The organism is Roseburia sp. AM51-8 (assembly GCF_003478275.1).
Classification (GTDB): domain Bacteria; phylum Bacillota; class Clostridia; order Lachnospirales; family Lachnospiraceae; genus Pararoseburia; species Pararoseburia lenta.
Window position 1 is genome coordinate 325,911 of the sequence record NZ_QUEY01000003.1, and the last position, 17,466, is coordinate 343,376.

Below are 17,466 nucleotides of genomic sequence, written 5' to 3' on the forward strand. Positions count from 1 at the left end.
TTTTTCAGAGGCTTCGCTTATATGAGCGAGGCCTCTTTTAATCTTTCTTTCAAGCCAGAATACCGACGCTGTTGCGTCGTATTATCGATCATCCGGTAAAATACATTTTCATCCCCCACAATGGTAATACACTTGCGTGCCCTGGTCACAGCCGTATATAAAAGATTCCGGTTCATAAGCATACGCGGTCCCGGCAGCAAAGGCATGACCACCGCCGGATACTCGCTTCCCTGCGATTTATGAATGGTGATCGCATAGGCTAATTCCAGTTCGTCCAATCCCTTAAAAGGATATATCACCAATTTATTTTCATCATAGAGTACACTGACCGTGCTGCTGTAGTCATTGATCTCCTGAATGATCCCAACATCCCCATTGAATACGCCCAGTCCTTTGTCGATTGCCAGTCCATAACGGCTGCGGATCTCCCATTCTAACTGGTAATTGTTGCGGATCTGCATGACCTTGTCACCCTCACGGAAGATCCGCTCACCCACCTGATGCTCTTTCTTTCCCTTTCCCGGTGGATTTAAATATTGCTGCAAAATGCCATTGAGACGTTCTACCCCCAGTAACCCCTTGCGGGTCGGTGTCAGCACCTGAACATCATACGGTGTCGCGTCTACGTATTTTGGCATTTTTTGTTTGACCAACTGTAGCATAACACTGATGATGACATCTGCATCATAACGTTTCAGCAGAAAGAAGTCCCGGCTCTTATTATCCAGTACGATATGCTGGCCGTCGTTGATCTTATGCGCATTGACAACAATATCGCTCTGACTCGCCTGACGAAAGATCTTTTGCAGGGTCACGACCGGAAAGCACTCTGACGCTATGATGTCCCGCAGAACATTGCCCGGTCCAACACTCGGCAACTGGTTGATGTCCCCCACCAGAATCAGACGCGTTCCATGCCCGATCGCCTTTAACAGAGCATACAGGAGAGTGATATCCACCATAGACATCTCATCAATGATTATGACATCCGCCTCCAGAGGATTGGACTCGTTGCGTTCAAACAAACCGCCGACCGCCTTGGCATCATCTTTCGCCTCGCTCATCGCCCCATTGACTTCCAGTAAACGGTGGATGGTCTTTGCCTCATATCCGGTAGTCTCACTCATCCGCTTTGCCGCGCGCCCTGTCGGTGCTGCCAGAAAAATATCATAGCCCTCGCCCACGAAATAAGAGATCATGGCTCGGATCGTCGTCGTCTTTCCCGTTCCCGGTCCACCGGTCAGGATAAAGAGACCATGCGTCGCCGCCTGTCTGACCGCCTCTGCCTGCCACTCATCCAATTCCATATCTTCTTCTTTCTGGATCCTCGCGATCGCCTGGGTCAGTTTGGCAGGTGTCACATCATAGGTCTCATTCAAAGCGTGTAAAAGTCCTGCCGACACCTGTTCCATACGGTAAAAGTTCTTGGCATACACGCCCTCATCCTTTAATTCCACCTTCCATCCATGGCAAGATTCATAACATGTTCCTCAATGTGCTCCGGTGCAACACCCAGTAACTGATTGGCATAACGGAGCAATTCTTCCCGCGGCAGATAGGTATGCCCTAGCGTCGATGCCCCTGTCAGGCAATAGAGGATCCCGCACCGGATACGAAAATCCGAATCGGTACGAATACCCACACGCTCAGCGATCTCATCTGCTATCTTAAAGCCGATCCCCGGCACTTCCTCTGCCATGCGGTAGGGGTTTTCACGAATAACACTGTAAATTTCCTGTCCATATGCCTGATAGATCCTGACCGCCAGATTGCTCGTGATGCCATATTTTTCTAAAAAGATCATAGCATCCCGCAGGTCTTTCTTTTCTACCATCTGACTGGAAATCTCCATCGCCATACGCTCGCTGATCCCCTTGATCTCCGCAAGCCGTTCCGGTTCTTCTTCCATGATGCGGAAGGTGTCCTTTTTGAAACGTCGCACGATACGGGATGCCAGTGCCACACCGATTCCCTTGATGGCACCGGATGCCAGGTAACGCTCCATAGAAAGGACATCTTCCGGCGCCTTTGTTTCATAGGATTTCATCTGAAACTGTTCGCCATAGGTCGGATGTGATGTATATTCCCCATGTAATAAAAGAATCTCCCCCTCCGTGACGACAGGGAAGATTCCTACACATGTAATTTCATCTTCTTCGCTTATTAAATTGAGAACGGTATAACCGTTATCCGCATTGCGGAACACGATGTGTTCCACATAGCCTTGTAAATCTTCCATCGATTATGTAGTCCTATCCTACTCTATTCCGTAATTGCGCTTCATCTGATCGACCAGTTGGTCTGTCAGACTACCGCCATATTCTGATACCATCTCGCCTGCAAGCTGCTGGATCGTCGCATCCATATACATATCGGTATACTGGCTCATGGTCGAATCCTGATCATCATCCGAAGTCACACTGTCCTTCATCTGCTTGATGACCTGTTCTAACATATAGGATTCAAAAGACTCTACGGCATTTACCAGATCCTCCTCTGAGGAATCAGAAGAAAGCCCGGAAAGTGCGCTGGTTGCCTTGTCCGACCTGCTGGACGACTGTGCATTTGAAGAAACCGTATCGTAATAAAAAGATAAACCATCTACCGAAAAACTCATACCCTATCTCCTCCTATCGCTTGAGATTGTTTGCCTGTTCCAACATGGTATCGGAGGTCGTGATCGCCTTGGAGTTCATCTCATAGGCTCTCTGTGCCACGATCAGATTGACCATCTCATCTGCCACATTGACATTGGATGCTTCCAAATATCCCTGTGCGATCGTACTTCTGGTCACGCCGGCGGTCGCAATCTCACTCAGCGGTACACCCGAAGCCTGGGTTGCCTCAAAAAGGCTGTCCCCGGTCTTTTCCAATCCTTTTGGATTGTTGACTGGTACAATGCCACCTGCTGCCCGGTCGGTATATAGGTGCCGTCTGCTGCCTTATATGCCACAGAACCATCCGTTCCAAAGGAAACCGCATCGCCCGAAGCGCCATCCGGCAACATGATCGGATTGCCCTGATAATCCAAGACTTCCTGTCCCTTAGATGTAGCCAGAACACGATTGCCCATATTATCCAGTGCCCATGTAAAATCACCGCTTCTGGTATAATAGGTTCCATTGTCTGCACCACGCACTGCGAAAAAGCCGGAACCGGAAATGCACAATGCCGTCTTGCTGGCATTCGCCTGCATGGTTCCCTGTGTATAGTCTGTATTGGTAGATGCCACTCTTGCACCCAAACCCACCTGTGCTGTCGTAGGTTTATTTTCTCCGTTTGCTGTTGTCGTCTCTGTACGAAGGGTTTGGTATAAAAGTGACTTGAACTGCGTAGATTGGGACTTATATCCCACGGTATTGACATTGGCGAGATTGTTGGCGATCGTGTCAACGTTCGTCTGCTGCGCCTTCATCCCCGACGCACCTGTCCATAATGCTCTCATCATAATGAATGCATCTCCTTTCCAAATTCTCTGTCAGCATGACCGGATATTGTCATGCAGTCTCATCGGCATTGTCAATTTAGGACTTTTACACCTGTCCTACGCTATTGACTGCCTTGTCCAGTGTAGAATCCTCGGTCTGAATCACCTTTTGCCCAGCCTCATAGGCTCTGGCAACCGTGATCATGTCGACCATTTCATCTATCACATTGACATTGGAAGCTTCGAGGCATCCTTGCTCAACGGAAGCATCGCTGGCGATGACCTGTCCGCCCGGAACCAGATCATATAGATTCTCGCCATATTTTGAAACAAAATTATTATCTGCAAACTGCACCACACCGATACGGTCTACAACCTGACCATTTTGATAAATAAATCCCTGTTCATCAATCTCGTAAGACTGATCCGGGTCAATCCGTACATAATTGGCAAGTGCATCATCGGAATTCAGCGCACCGATCCGATTCAGGACATAATCTCCGTCTGATGTGCGCAGATATCCTTGATTATCTACAGAAAAAGCACCATCCCTGGTATATTTGATAGAAGTCTCTCCGTCCTTGGATGTAAAAGCGATGGCAAAAAATCCCTCACCGGAAAGTGCCAGATCAGACATATTGTCTGTGATCTGAAAACTGCCCTGATCCCAGTTTGTAAAGGTCTCTCCCACTTTCACACCCAGACTAATCGAACCGATACGCTGCGGCATATCATAATTCGATGTATCCTTGATCTTGATCGCCAGTTGATGATCAAAAGACTGATTTACCATACCTTCTTTTTTGTACCCGGTCGTCGCGGAATTTGCCAGATTATTGGCAATCACATCCAAGCGTTTCTGTTCGTTGACCATGCCGGTATATCCGGTGTACAGCCCTTTTACCATAATTCCTCCTAAGCAAGCAAAACTAGATATTGACTTCTATCTATATATCGGATAGATCTGTCGTATTTTTTATATAAGATCTGAAATTTAATCTTCAGAACGATCGCTGGAAAGGAACTCAACGAACTTACCGGTTCCGATAGCAACACAAGTCATTGCCTCTTCTGCCGTCATCGTATTGATGCCGGTACGCTCTTCGATCAATTCCTCCAAGCCGCGAAGCAATGCTCCACCACCGGTCAGAACGATACCACGGTCAGCAACATCCGCCGCCAACTCAGGTGGTGTCTTTTCCAGTACAGAGTGGATGGCTTCTACGATCTGTAAGGTTGGCTCACGCAGTGCCTCCTCGGTCTCCTCAGAAGAAACCTCGATGGTCTTTGGCAAACCTGTGACCAGATTACGTCCTCTGACATCCATGGTCTCCGGTGTCGGGAGTGGATAACAGGTACCGATCTTGATCTTGATGTCTTCTGCGGTACGCTCACCGATCAGAAGATTGTGTTTCTTACGCATATAACGGACAATGGCTTCATCAAAGTCATCCCCTGCGATCTTGATGGAAGTGCTGACAACAGAACCACCCAAAGAGATCACAGCGATATCTGCCGTACCACCACCGATATCTACTATCATATTTCCGCATGGTCTGGAAATATCGATTCCGGCTCCGATTGCTGCTGCGATCGGCTCCTCAATGATGGAAACCTCTCTGGCACCTGCTGCATAGGTTGCATCCTCTACCGCTCTCTTTTCTACCTCGGTAGCACCACTCGGGATGCAGACACTGATACGAGGCTTGCGATAACTCTTCTTGCCCATTGCCTTCTGAATGAAGTATTTGATCATTTTTTCTGTTACTGTATAATCTGAAATAACTCCCTGACGCAGTGGTCGAACGGCTACGATATTGCCCGGTGTTCTACCTAACATCAGACGTGCTTCTTCACCGATCGCCTTGATCTTGTTGGTATCTCTATCGAAAGCCACCACGGACGGCTCCTTTAATACGACACCTTTTCCTCTAACGTAAACCAGGATGCTTGCTGTACCCAAATCAATTCCGATATCACTTGAAACCATACTGTTTCTCCTTTCAGTTTGTATATGAAACGTGAACCTAGTCCACCTAATGATAGTTTTGCATTCTAATTTCAATTATATACAAATGTTACCATTTTTCAATGAATTTTTTCTGAAGATAACCTTAAACAAATCTTTATATTTATTTTTTATTTTTTTATTCTTTTTTCACATAATGGACACATTTCTTGGATATTATAATAATCGTACTAGCAAATAGTGCTAATATATTTTTCATAACTCAGCTCCGGAGGCTTTGCTTCCGGAGCACTCCCCAAAAATAACGGAATCGCTTTTGCGGTTCCTTTTTTATTGCATCTTGCAGAAAGAACATGGGCAATCCCGGAGTATTTCTTAGGGATTGCCCTTGTTTTGCCCTTATAAGCGCTTCTTATCTGCTTCCAGATAACGTTTTACATATTGTCCTGTATATGAAGTCGGATGCTGTGCCACCTCCTCAGGTGTGCCGCAGGCTACGACCCTGCCTCCGCGGTCTCCGCCATCCGGTCCCATATCAATAATATAATCTGCCGTCTTGATCACATCCAGATTGTGCTCGATCACGACCACCGTATTGCCACCCTCGGATAATTTCCGCAGAATGGTAACGAGTTTATTTACATCATCAAAATGGAGCCCCGTGGTCGGCTCATCTAATACATAGATGGTACGTCCTGTACTCCTGCGGCTGAGTTCGGTCGCCAGTTTGATACGCTGCGCCTCTCCGCCGGAAAGTGTCGTAGACGGCTGTCCCAATTTTACATAGGATAAACCTACATCATAAAGGGTCTGGATCTTACGATGGATAGATGGCACATGTTCAAAGAAATGTAAGGCTTCTTCCACCGTCATATCCAAAACATCATAGATAGACTTGCCCTTGTACTTGACCTCCAGGGTTTCGCGATTGTAGCGCTTGCCACCGCATACCTCGCACGGCACATAGACATCCGGCAGGAAATGCATTTCGATCTTGATAATACCGTCTCCGGAACATGCCTCACAGCGTCCGCCCTTGACATTAAAACTGAAACGTCCCTTGCTGTAACCGCGTGCCTTGGCATCTGCTGTCGCCGCAAAAAGATCACGGATCATATCAAACACACCGGTATAAGTTGCCGGATTGGATCGTGGGGTACGCCCGATCGGCGACTGGTCAATATCAATGATCTTATCCAACTGGTCGATCCCCTCGATATCATCATGCTTGCCCGGCACCTTATGGGCACGGTTTAGTTCTTTTGCCAGACGCTTATATAGGATCTCATTGGTCAGCGAACTCTTTCCCGAACCGGACACACCGGTAATACAGGTCATCGCGCCAAGCGGTATCTGCACATCAATATTCTTGAGGTTGTTTTCTTTTGCCCCACGGATGGTCAGATATCCTGTCGGCTGCCGCCTCTCCTTTGGCACCGGAATTGTCTTTTTGCCACTCAGATATGCCCCGGTGATTGAATTCGGATTTGCCATGACTTCCTCCGGCGTACCGATCGCTACGACCTCGCCGCCATGCTTGCCTGCCCCCGGTCCGATATCCACCAGACAGTCTGCCGCCAGCATGGTATCCTCGTCATGTTCGACCACGATCAGGGTATTGCCCAAATCACGCAGACCTTTCAAAGATGCCAGAAGTTTGTCATTATCCTTTTGATGCAGACCGATACTCGGTTCGTCCAAAATATAGGCAACACCTACCAGACCGGAACCGATCTGGGTCGCCAGACGGATACGCTGTGCCTCTCCTCCGGAAAGTGTCCCGGTCGCTCTGGACAAGGACAGGTAATCCAGACCTACGTCCACCAAAAAACCAACGCGTCCCCGGATCTCCTTTAAGATCTGGTGCCCGATCTTTTCCTGCTGATCACTCAACTGCATGTCCTGCAAAAATACCTGCAGGTCGCGGATCGGCAGCTCCGTCATTTCAAAGATATTCTTATCTGCTACAGTGACCGCCAGAGAGGACTTTTTCAGACGTTGTCCCTTACACAGCGGGCACTTACAGATATACATGAATTCCTCATATTCCTTTTTCATGGTCTCCGAATGAGTCTCACGATAGCGGCGGTTCACATTGGCGATCAATCCCTCAAAACAGATATCATAAACGCCTTCACCGCGCTGCCCCTTATAATGCACCGGCACAGTGCGGTCAAATCCATAGATGAACTGATGGCGTATCTCCTCCGGCAGGTCCTTGTAAGGCGTATCCAAAGAAAATCCGTATTCCTTTGCCAGTGCAACCAGGATCGCATGCGTGAAACTCTTTTTGTCGGATGCTGACTGCCATCCCATGACCGTGACACAGCCCTCATTAAAACTCAGGCGCTTGTCCGGGATCATCAGATCCTCATCAAACTCCATCTTAAAGCCAAGTCCGAAGCATTCCGGGCAGGCTCCAAAAGGATTGTTGAAAGAGAAACTACGCGGCTCCACCTCATCTACACTGATACCGCAATCCGGGCAGGCAAAGCCTCGGACATCATGAAGTTCTCACCGTCGATGACATCCACCTCGACTAATCCCGAGGTCACGTGCAGGATATTTTCGATCGAATCGGTCAGACGCTTCTCAATGCCCTCTTTGACAACCAGACGGTCGACAACGATCTGGATATTGTGCTTGATATTCTTTTCCAGAACGATATCCTCAGACAGATCATATAAATCGCCATCCACGATCACACGCACATAGCCACTCTTTTTTGCCTTGGTAAAGAGTTTTTCATGGGTTCCCTTTCGCCCGCGCACAACCGGTGCCAATAACTGAATCTTGGTACGTTCCGGCAGTGCCATGATACGATCGACCATCTGATCAACGGTCTGCTTGCGGATCTCCCGTCCACACTTCGGGCAGTGAGGAATACCGATACGCGCATAGAGCAGACGGAAATAATCATAGATCTCCGTCACCGTCCCTACCGTAGAACGCGGGTTGTGGTTTGTCGATTTCTGGTCGATGGATATCGCCGGCGGCAATCCCTCGATCTTCTCCACATCCGGCTTTTCCATCTGTCCCAGAAACTGTCTGGAGTAAGAAGACAAAGACTCCATATATCGTCTCTGTCCTTCTGCAAAGATGGTATCAAAAGCCAAAGATGACTTTCCCGATCCGCTGAGCCCGGTCAATACCGTAAAGGAATCTCTGGGAATATCCAGACTGATATTTTTGAGATTATGCACATTGGCTCCTCTGATCTTGATGTATTTTCTTGTGTCCTTCATGATTCTAAACCTCTATCTTATCTCTATCTTAATATTTATCTGCTACATATCCCGCAGCATATTTTTCAGTTCGATCAGGCGGTCACGATATTCTGCCGCAGCCTCAAAGTTAAGTTCTGCCGCAGCCTTTTCCATCTTCTTCTTGATCTGACCGATATGTTTTTCCAGTTCCCCGCGATCCATCTCTTCCGCATCACGCTCAAACTGCATCTCTTCCTTGGCAACTTCTTTGGAAATACTGATCAGATCACGTACCGATTTCTGGATGGTCTGCGGTGTGATGCCATGCTCCTCATTGTATGCCTGCTGGATCTGCCTACGTCTGGCGGTCTCATCCAATGCCAGCCGCATAGAGTCTGTGATCTTGTCCGCATACATGATAACATGGCCGGATGCATTTCGCGCTGCACGACCGATGGTCTGGATCAGAGAACGTTCGGAACGTAAGAAGCCTTCCTTGTCCGCATCCAGGATCGCCACAAGCGTGATCTCCGGGATATCCAGTCCCTCACGGAGCAGATTGATGCCAACCAGAACATCAAAGACATCCAGTCGCAGATCTCGTATGATCTCCGCGCGCTCCATGGTATCAATGTCGGAATGCATATATTTGACACGGATACCGAGTTCTGCCATATAATCGGTCAGATCCTCCGCCATCCGCTTGGTCAGCGTAGTAATGAGCACCTTGTTGCGCTGTGCCGTTTCCTTGCGGATCTCGCCGATCAGGTCATCGATCTGTCCCTCGATCGGACGCACCTCTACCTCCGGATCCAAAAGACCGGTCGGACGGATAACCTGCTCCGCACGCAACATCTCATGTTCTTCCTCATACTCTGCCGGTGTTGCCGACACAAATAAGATCTGGTCGATCTTGGACTCAAACTCCGAAAAATTCAGAGGGCGGTTGTCCAGCGCCGACGGCAGACGGAAGCCATAATCTACCAGGGTCGTCTTCCGCGCCCGGTCTCCGGCATACATACCGCGCACCTGTGGCAGGGTGATATGGGACTCATCCACAATGATCAGAAAATCATCCTTAAAATAGTCCAAAAGGCACTGTGGCGGCTCTCCCGGCTTCTGATTGGTCAGATGACGGGAATAATTCTCAATGCCACTACAAAAGCCTGTCTCACGCAGCATTTCCACATCAAAATTGGTACGCTCCGCGATACGCTGCGCTTCGATCAATTTGTCCTCTCCCTTGAAAAAGCGCACGCGCTCCTCCAACTCTTCCTCAATCTCGACACAGGCTTTGTTGATCTTGTCCTGTGGTACGACGTAATGGGAGGCAGGAAAAATAGCGACATGATTCATCTCACACCGTACTTCCATCGTAAGAGCATCCAGTTCCGTGATACGATCGATCTCATCCCCGAAAAATTCCACACGATAGGCATAATCCGAGGTATCCGCCGGAATGATCTCCAGCACATCACCACGCACCCGAAAAGTACCACGGGTAAAATCCATGTCGTTGCGCATATACTGCATATCTACCAGTTGTCGGATCACCTCATCCCGATCCTTCTCATCCCCCGGCCGCAGGGAAACCATCATATTCTGGTAGTCATCCGGGCTACCAATACCATAGATGCAGGATACCGAAGATATGATAATGACATCGCGCCGCTCTGTCAGGGCTGCCGTAGCCGACAGACGCAACTTGTCGATCTCATCATTGATGGAGGAATCCTTGGCAATATAGGTATCGGTCGAAGGAACATATGCCTCCGGCTGATAGTAATCATAATAGGATACAAAATATTCCACCGCATTATTGGGAAAAAATTCTTTAAACTCTCCATATAACTGCGTTGCCAGCGTCTTATTATGCGCAATGATCAGTGTCGGTTTATTCAATTCCTGTATGACATTCGCCATGGTGAAGGTCTTTCCTGAGCCAGTCACACCAAGCAGGGTCTGACACTGGTTGCCCTCACGAAAGCCCGCGACCAGTTCTGCGATCGCCTGCGGCTGATCTCCGGTCGGTTCAAATTGGGAATGCAGTTCAAAATGATCCATATCCTTCATACTCCTGACTATCTAGTTTGCACATATTCTTCCTATAATATAACATCAAGACTGGCAAAAGTACAGGAAAAATCGAATGTTTGTTCTACTATTGTTATTTTGTACCCATTTGTCATATAATAGCAAACGTGTGGGAAACCATAGCATTCTTTCACATATAGTATAGAAAGGGACGTAACATGAATAGGAAATCTAAAGAATTGCTTCGATTACTCATGATCCTGATAGGAAATATCTTAGACGCAGCCGGCTTTGTTTTGTTTGTTTCCGGTTCCGGTCTAATCACCGGCGGCACTTCCGGTATCGGACTGTTTTTGAGCCGGCAGACCGGCATACCGACTTCCGTCTATGTCTTTATCATCAACGCTGTCATGCTGGTTGTAGGGCTCATTTTTCTGGGCAAACGCTTTGCCCTCTCAACGATCCTCAGCACCTTCTGCTATCCGCTGGCAATGGCAATTATGGAACAGGCGCTGCACGGGCATGCAGTTACCAATGATATTTTCTTATGCACCATCATGGGCGGTATCCTGATCGGCGCCGGTGTCGGTCTTGTCCTGCGTGCGGGAGCATCTTCCGGTGGTATGGATATCCCCTCTCTTTTGATGAACAAATACCTGCGCATTCCACTCTCGGTCGGCGTCTATATCGTCGATGTCATCATCCTCGCCTTACAGGCTTTGCAGACCCCGGGTGACAATGTCCTATATGGTGTCGTACTGGTTATCGTATATTCCGTTCTCATTGATAAGATCAGTCTGATCGGAAAGAACCGTGTGGAAGTCCAGATCGTTTCCGACAAGAGCGACGAGATCCGCCAGTTCATCTTACAAGATCTTGACCGCGGTGTTACCATGATGAAAGGCCGCTCCGGCTATCTGGGCAAGGATGTGGAAGTTGTCATGTCCGTTATTTCCAGCCGTCAGTTGAGCCGCGTTGAGCGTATCGTGCATCAAATGGACCCAACCGCTTTTATGGTCGTCAACCGTGTCAGTGCTGTTGTGGGCGAAGGCTTCACCTATCCGCCAAAGCCGGATCCAGTCGTCGAGGAGACCAGTGCTCCGTAAACATGCAAACATTCCTGCATCTTGCGGATGACCTGCATGCAAAATATCTTGGCTTATGTCAAAAAAGGAACTACACCCCACAGTGGAAATGTAGTTCCTCTTTTTTTGACTCCAATCGTCATTTTCTTCATTCATGGGCTTCACGACTTGCAGGAAGCCCTGCATCTATCCTATGCCTTGCGTCCGCAGCACTGCTTGTACTTCAGACCACTGCCACAAGGACACGGATCATTCGGATATACCTTGACATTTGCCCGCTTCTTTGGTGCCTTTGTTGCTGATTCATCCTTATTGGTACCGGTAACCTTGGCAACTTCCTCGCGCTCTACCTTTTTCTCAATGCGGATGCGGTACAGCATCTGTACCGTCTCGGTACGGATAGCATCATTCATGGCATCCAGCATATCATAACTTGCCATCTTATATTCATCGATCGGATTACGCTGGGCAAAAGCCTGCATACCGATACCCTGGCGCAACTGCTCCATATCGTCAATCTCTTCCATCCACTTGCGGTCGATCACACGCAAAAGAATGACACGCTCGATCTCACGGAAGGCATCCGGCTCCGGGAACTCCGCTTCTTTGGCTGCATATAAGGCATTTGCCTCATCCGTCAGTTTCTCGATCAACTGCCTGGTATTCTTAATACCCTCTAAGGTCTCAGAAGTGATCGGCTGTAATGGGATGATCTGACGGATCACACGGTTTAATTCTGTAAGATCCCAATCCTCGGTTGCAACCTCATCTGTGCAGCACATATTAACACTCTCGCTGACCTTGTCTGCGATCATGGAAAGGATCTGATCCTTCATATTCTCGCCTTCCAGCACACGACGGCGCTGTGCGTAGATCAGTTCTCTCTGCTCGTTCATGACCTGATCGTATTCCAAGAGGTTCTTACGGATACCAAAGTTGTTGCTCTCGATCTTCTTTTGTGCCTTTTCGATGGCATCGCTGAGCATCTTGTGCTGGATCTGTTCGTTCTCAGGAACACCCAGAGAATTGAACATATTTATCAACTTCTCAGATCCAAACAGACGCATCAGATCATCTTCCAGAGAGATAAAGAACTGAGACTGTCCCGGATCTCCCTGTCGACCGGCACGACCGCGCAACTGGTTGTCAATACGGCGAGATTCATGACGCTCTGTTCCGACGATCTTCAGACCACCGGCTGCCTTCGCCTCATCATCCAACTTGATATCCGTACCACGACCCGCCATATTGGTTGCAATGGTAACTGCCCCGTGACGACCTGCCTCTGCGACGATCTGGGCTTCTTTTTCATGGAACTTGGCATTCAATACATTGTGCGGAATGCCCTCTTTGCTGAGGAGCCGGCTGATCTCCTCTGAAATATCAATGGTAATGGTACCAACCAGTACCGGCTGCCCCTTGGCATAAGCCTCTTTGACTTCCTCTACGACTGCATGGTACTTTTCTTTCTTGGTCTTATAAACGGCATCATCCAGATCCTTACGCGCGATCGGCTTGTTGGTCGGGATCTCCACAACGTCCATGCCGTAAATATCACGGAACTCCTGCTCCTCGGTAAGCGCCGTACCGGTCATACCGCTCTTTTTATCATATTTATTAAAGAAATTCTGGAAGGTAATGTTGGCAAGAGTCATACTCTCTCTCTTGACCTGCACATGTTCCTTTGCCTCGATCGCCTGATGCAGACCATCAGAATAACGACGCCCCGGCATGATACGTCCGGTAAAACTGTCTACGATCAAAACCTGATCGTCGGATACGACATAATCCTGATCGCGGAACATAAGGTTGTTGGCGCGCAGTGCCAAAATGACGTTGTGCTGCAATTCCAGATTTTCCGGGTCAGATAAGTTGTCAATATGGAAGAACTCCTCGACCTTCTTGGTTCCTTCCTGGGTCAGGCTGACAACCTTGTCCTTTTCATTGACAATAAAGTCTCCGGTCTCTTCCTGCTCGATTCCCATGATGGCATCCATCTTGGAAAATTCCGGCAGGTCTTCGCCACGCTGTAACTGCTTGGCAAGCATATCGCACAGTTCATATAACTTGGTGGACTTGTTGCTCTGTCCGGAAATGATAAGCGGTGTTCGCGCTTCATCAATCAATACGGAATCGACCTCATCGATGATGGCATAATGCAGACCGCGCTGTACCAGTTGGTTCTCGCGGACTACCATATTGTCACGCAGGTAATCAAATCCCAGTTCATTATTGGTAATGTAGGTAATGTCGCAGTTGTAGGCAGCCTGTCTTTCTTCTCTTGACATATCATTCAAGACAACGCCGACCGTCAATCCTAAAAACTCATGTACCTTTCCCATCCACTCCGCATCACGCTTTGCCAGATAGTCGTTGACCGTGACGATATGCACGCCCTTTCCTTCCAAGGCATTCAGATATGCAGGCAGGGTAGAAACCAAAGTCTTTCCTTCACCTGTCTTCATCTCAGCAATACGTCCCTGGTGCAGGATGACACCACCGATCAACTGCACACGGAAATGTTCCATGCCAAGCACACGGCGCGCTGCTTCACGCACGGTCGCAAAAGCCTCCGGCAAAAGATCATCCAGTGTCTCGCCATCTGCCAGACGCTTTTTGTATTCATCTGTCTTGGCACGCAATTCCTCGTCGCTCAATGCGACCATATCCTCTCGCATCCCCTCGATCTTGTCCACGATCGGATAGATGCGCTTTAACTCATGTTCGCTATGTGTTCCAAATATCTTGTCAAACAGTCCCATGTTCTTCTCCTTAAACACTCATTACTTGCTTGGGGCAGGATTGCACCCATATGGCGTTATTGTAACACTCTTTTTCTATGGAAACAATAAAAAGCCTTGATTTTTACATCTTGCCAATCTCATTCGTCGGCCGTATAATCAGATACATGTATTAAGAAAGAGAGGAAGATCATATGAGTTACTTATATAAGACCAAGGGCACCTGCTCTTCTCAGATCGAAGTCACATTAGATGGCGACATTGTAAAAGATGTCAAATTTACCGGCGGCTGCAACGGCAATCTGCAAGCCATTCCAAAATTGGTAGAGGGCATGACCGTTGACGAAGTCGTACGACGCATCAGCGGAATTTCCTGCAATGGGCGTGGCACTTCCTGCGGCGATCAGTTAGCCAAAGCCGTAACAGAAGCCTACGCTGCATCACAGCAGGCATAATCCTGCATTTTTTCCGGCAATCTCTCATATATTATTCCAGTAATTTTTTATTGGAGGAACTATGAGTAGTATTGCCGGATTTTTTCGCCTGAATTCAGGCAGGGGCAGCGTCTGGGCGCACTGGAACAGACCGCTGAGAAGATACTAAAGAGCCTGTCCCACCGTGGACCGGATCAGGCATATCGCATGACCACCAGCGATGGCGTGCTCATGTATAATGCCCTATACACCAATCAAATGAGCCGGAAAAATGTCCCAACACAGGGCAAGGGAGGGCTTGGACATCTGCATATCGTCTGCGATGACGGCATCTACAATTATGATGAACTGGCATCCCAGTTGGAGAGTCAGAATATTTCCGCTAGAAATATGAGCCGGCCGGATATCCTGCTTACGCTCTATCATCTTTACGGCGAACGCTTTGCAACACTCTTGCGGGGCGGCTATGCCATTGCCATCGCGGATGTACGGCTCCACAAGGTCGTCCTCTTCCGAGACCCCATGGGGGTAAAACCTTTATTTTATCACCAGCAGAAAGATCTCTTTTTGTTTGCATCCGAGATCAAGGGCATCTTTGCCCATCCGAGCGTGCATGCCAGCATGGATCTGCGCGGTATGCATCAGGTATTTTCTCTGGGACCTGCACACCTTCCGGGTGCAACCGTCTATCAGGATATCCATGAAGTCCGCCCCGGAAAGACCATCATCTACAGCCAGGGGCGGATCATCGAAAATACCTTCTGGCATTTGCAGGCAAGCCGCCATGAGGAATCCTATGAGGAAACCGTAGACCATGCTTCCCATCTCTTATCCGAAGCCCTGCATCGTCAGTGGAACGAAGATGCTTCCCAATGCTGCCTGCTCTCCGGCGGTCTGGACTCCTCGGTAGTCACCGCCCTTGCCAATCGAGAAAATATGAACAGCGGCGTGCCACTGACCACCTATTCCTTTGACTTTACGGACAGCAGCAAATATTTTTCTGCCAATGACTTCCAGCCAAGTCTGGATCGTCCTTATGTCATTGCCATGGCAGAGCACTTCCATACCAACCACACCTTTTTAGAATGTAACGCCAAGGGGCAGGCATCCCTTCTGGGACAGTCAGTATTGGCGCACGATGGTCCCTGCATGGCTGATATTTCTTCTTCCCTGCTCTATTTCTGCAAGCAGATCGCCCCGCGCTCCAAAGTGGCTTTCACCGGGGAATGCGCGGACGAGATCTTCTGTGGCTACCCTTGGTACCATAAGGAGCCCATGCGGTCTGCTAACACATTTCCCTGGACCATGGATCTGCAGCCAAGACAGATGCTTTTGCGCGACCACTTCTTAGAACATCTGGGCATGGAGGAATACGTTGCCCAGGTCTATGACGCCTCCTGTTCCCAGGTCTCTTACCTGCCGGATGATACGCCGGAGAACCGCCGCCACCGCCGTCTCTTTGCCCTGACGACACAATATTTCATGCAGACACTCCTAGACCGCATGGATCGTGTTGCTGCGCTGGCGGGCATGGAAGCCATCTGCCCATTTGCAGACATCCGTCTGGCAGAATATCTCTACAATGTGCCGTGGGAAATGAAGGCAAAGGACGGCGAGGTCAAGCACCTCTTGCGTCAGATCGCCGCCCCACTTTTGCCGAAGGAGGTCGCCGAGCGGAAAAAGAGTCCATATCCTAAGAATTATCACCCGGAATATGAACAGATGCTGTGTAAGGAAATGAAAAAACTGATCGCACAGGGCAATCATCCGATCCTGGATTTCATTGACCCGGATAAGGTCCTGGTCTTCTGCAATGCGCCAAAAGATTACGGCAAGCCTTGGTTCGGTCAACTTATGGCAGGACCGCAACTGCTCGCCTACTATCTGCAGATCGACTTCTGGCTGCGGGAATATCAGGTTTCCTATCAATTACCTTCATAATTTTAAAACAGACAAATCCCATCAGGTCAATCTTTCCTGATGGGATTTTTTCATCGCAGTACCGGCTGGATCTGCCTTCCCCGCAGTGCCTCCTCGATCGTCTCCGGCAGCCATTTGGTCTTTGCCACCATGGAGGACGGCTTCTTGGCATAATCATCCTGTCCGAAAGGCACAAAATATATATTTTTCATGTACATGAGTTTTCCGATATTTTTAAAGTTCATCCCCAAGGCATCATTTGTCGAGATGGAAATGACAAGCGGACGGTTGTTCCGCAAATGCGCCTTTGCCGCCATGAGCACCGGCGTATCCGTGATCCCCGCCTCCAGTTTTGCCAAGGAATTTCCCGTGCATGGCGCAATGACCATGACATCCAAAAGTCCTTTGGGTCCGATGGGTTCTGCCTCCGTAATGGTACGCAGCCCCTTGTTTCCGGTCAGCTCGGCGACCTCCTGCATAAAATCAGCCGCCTTTCCGAAACGGGTATCCAAGGACTGTGTCTGATAGGAAAAGACAGGAATGACCGTCGCCCCCAGATCCACCAGCCTCTGTATTTCTTTTTTGATCTTCTCATGCGTACAAAAAGAACCTGTAATACCAAATCCAATGGTGTATTTTGAAAAATCCAT

At 48.8% G+C, this 17,466-nt stretch carries 9 protein-coding genes and 3 pseudogenes; 3 read left to right on the forward strand and 9 right to left on the reverse strand.

Annotation, left to right across the window (positions count from 1 at the left end; all coding sequences use genetic code 11):
• Positions 1-17: 17 nt before the first annotated feature.
• The 7 genes and pseudogenes from recD2 to uvrB all read right to left on the reverse strand — a co-directional run bounded on the left by recD2 (position 18) and on the right by uvrB (position 10,666).
• Positions 18-2,239, reverse strand: a pseudogene (recD2, locus tag DW996_RS14845) (SF1B family DNA helicase RecD2).
• 18 nt (positions 2,240-2,257) lie between these two features.
• Positions 2,258-2,617 carry a hypothetical protein gene (locus DW996_RS08335; protein ID WP_118535413.1) on the reverse strand — a complete coding sequence of 120 codons (360 nt, stop codon included), beginning with the start codon at positions 2,615-2,617 and terminating at the stop codon, positions 2,258-2,260.
• Between the two features lie 13 nt (positions 2,618-2,630).
• Positions 2,631-3,448, reverse strand: a pseudogene (locus DW996_RS08340) (flagellar hook-basal body protein).
• A gap of 85 nt (positions 3,449-3,533) precedes the next feature.
• Positions 3,534-4,334 carry a flagellar hook-basal body protein gene (locus tag DW996_RS08345; protein ID WP_118535414.1) on the reverse strand — a complete coding sequence of 267 codons (801 nt, stop codon included), beginning with the start codon at positions 4,332-4,334 and terminating at the stop codon, positions 3,534-3,536.
• An 87-nt stretch (positions 4,335-4,421) separates the two neighbouring features.
• Positions 4,422-5,417: a rod shape-determining protein gene (locus DW996_RS08350; RefSeq protein WP_118535415.1), complete on the reverse strand. Its 996-nt coding sequence runs from the start codon at positions 5,415-5,417 to the stop codon at positions 4,422-4,424.
• Positions 5,418-5,795: 378 nt separating this feature from the next.
• A pseudogene (gene uvrA / locus DW996_RS08355) lies at positions 5,796-8,641 on the reverse strand (excinuclease ABC subunit UvrA).
• Positions 8,642-8,683: 42 nt separating this feature from the next.
• Positions 8,684-10,666: an excinuclease ABC subunit UvrB gene (gene uvrB, locus DW996_RS08360; RefSeq protein WP_118281875.1), complete on the reverse strand. Its 1,983-nt coding sequence runs from the start codon at positions 10,664-10,666 to the stop codon at positions 8,684-8,686.
• Positions 10,667-10,854: 188 nt separating this feature from the next.
• Between uvrB and DW996_RS08365 the strand changes: the two genes are divergently transcribed.
• The gene (locus DW996_RS08365; RefSeq protein ID WP_118281533.1) at positions 10,855-11,742 is read left to right on the forward strand and encodes a YitT family protein; all 888 of its coding nucleotides are present in this window, start codon (positions 10,855-10,857) and stop codon (positions 11,740-11,742) included.
• Between the two features lie 170 nt (positions 11,743-11,912).
• On the opposite strand, the gene secA is transcribed toward DW996_RS08365, so the two are convergent.
• Positions 11,913-14,483, reverse strand: coding sequence for a preprotein translocase subunit SecA (gene secA, locus DW996_RS08370; protein WP_118535416.1), 2,571 nt, complete (start codon positions 14,481-14,483; stop codon positions 11,913-11,915).
• A gap of 173 nt (positions 14,484-14,656) precedes the next feature.
• On the opposite strand from secA, the gene DW996_RS08375 reads away from it, so the two are divergent.
• Together DW996_RS08375 and asnB are read left to right on the forward strand one after the other, a co-directional pair.
• Complete coding sequence (locus DW996_RS08375; protein ID WP_118281531.1) at positions 14,657-14,917, forward strand: TIGR03905 family TSCPD domain-containing protein; 261 nt, start codon at positions 14,657-14,659, stop codon at positions 14,915-14,917.
• Positions 14,918-15,037: 120 nt separating this feature from the next.
• Positions 15,038-16,837, forward strand: a complete 1,800-nt coding sequence (asnB, locus tag DW996_RS08380) for an asparagine synthase (glutamine-hydrolyzing) (protein ID WP_279220157.1) — start codon at positions 15,038-15,040, stop codon at positions 16,835-16,837.
• 50 nt (positions 16,838-16,887) lie between these two features.
• Here asnB and DW996_RS08385 read toward each other — a convergent pair whose 3' ends face one another.
• Positions 16,888-17,466, reverse strand: a complete 579-nt coding sequence (locus DW996_RS08385) for a dipicolinate synthase subunit B (RefSeq protein WP_118535522.1) — start codon at positions 17,464-17,466, stop codon at positions 16,888-16,890.

Bases quoted from the DNA above. Each gene is read 5' to 3' on its own strand.
- DW996_RS08335 (WP_118535413.1), bottom strand. From the start codon at position 2,617: ATGAGTTTTTCGGTAGATGGTTTATCTTTTTATTACGATACGGTTTCT.
- DW996_RS08345 (WP_118535414.1), bottom strand. From the start codon at position 4,334: ATGGTAAAAGGGCTGTACACCGGATATACCGGCATGGTCAACGAACAG.
- DW996_RS08350 (WP_118535415.1), bottom strand. From the start codon at position 5,417: ATGGTTTCAAGTGATATCGGAATTGATTTGGGTACAGCAAGCATCCTG.
- uvrB (WP_118281875.1), bottom strand. From the start codon at position 10,666: ATGGATCATTTTGAACTGCATTCCCAATTTGAACCGACCGGAGATCAG.
- DW996_RS08365 (WP_118281533.1), top strand. From the start codon at position 10,855: ATGAATAGGAAATCTAAAGAATTGCTTCGATTACTCATGATCCTGATA.
- secA (WP_118535416.1), bottom strand. From the start codon at position 14,483: ATGGGACTGTTTGACAAGATATTTGGAACACATAGCGAACATGAGTTA.
- DW996_RS08375 (WP_118281531.1), top strand. From the start codon at position 14,657: ATGAGTTACTTATATAAGACCAAGGGCACCTGCTCTTCTCAGATCGAA.
- DW996_RS08385 (WP_118535522.1), bottom strand. From the start codon at position 17,466: ATGGATTTTTCAAAATACACCATTGGATTTGGTATTACAGGTTCTTTT.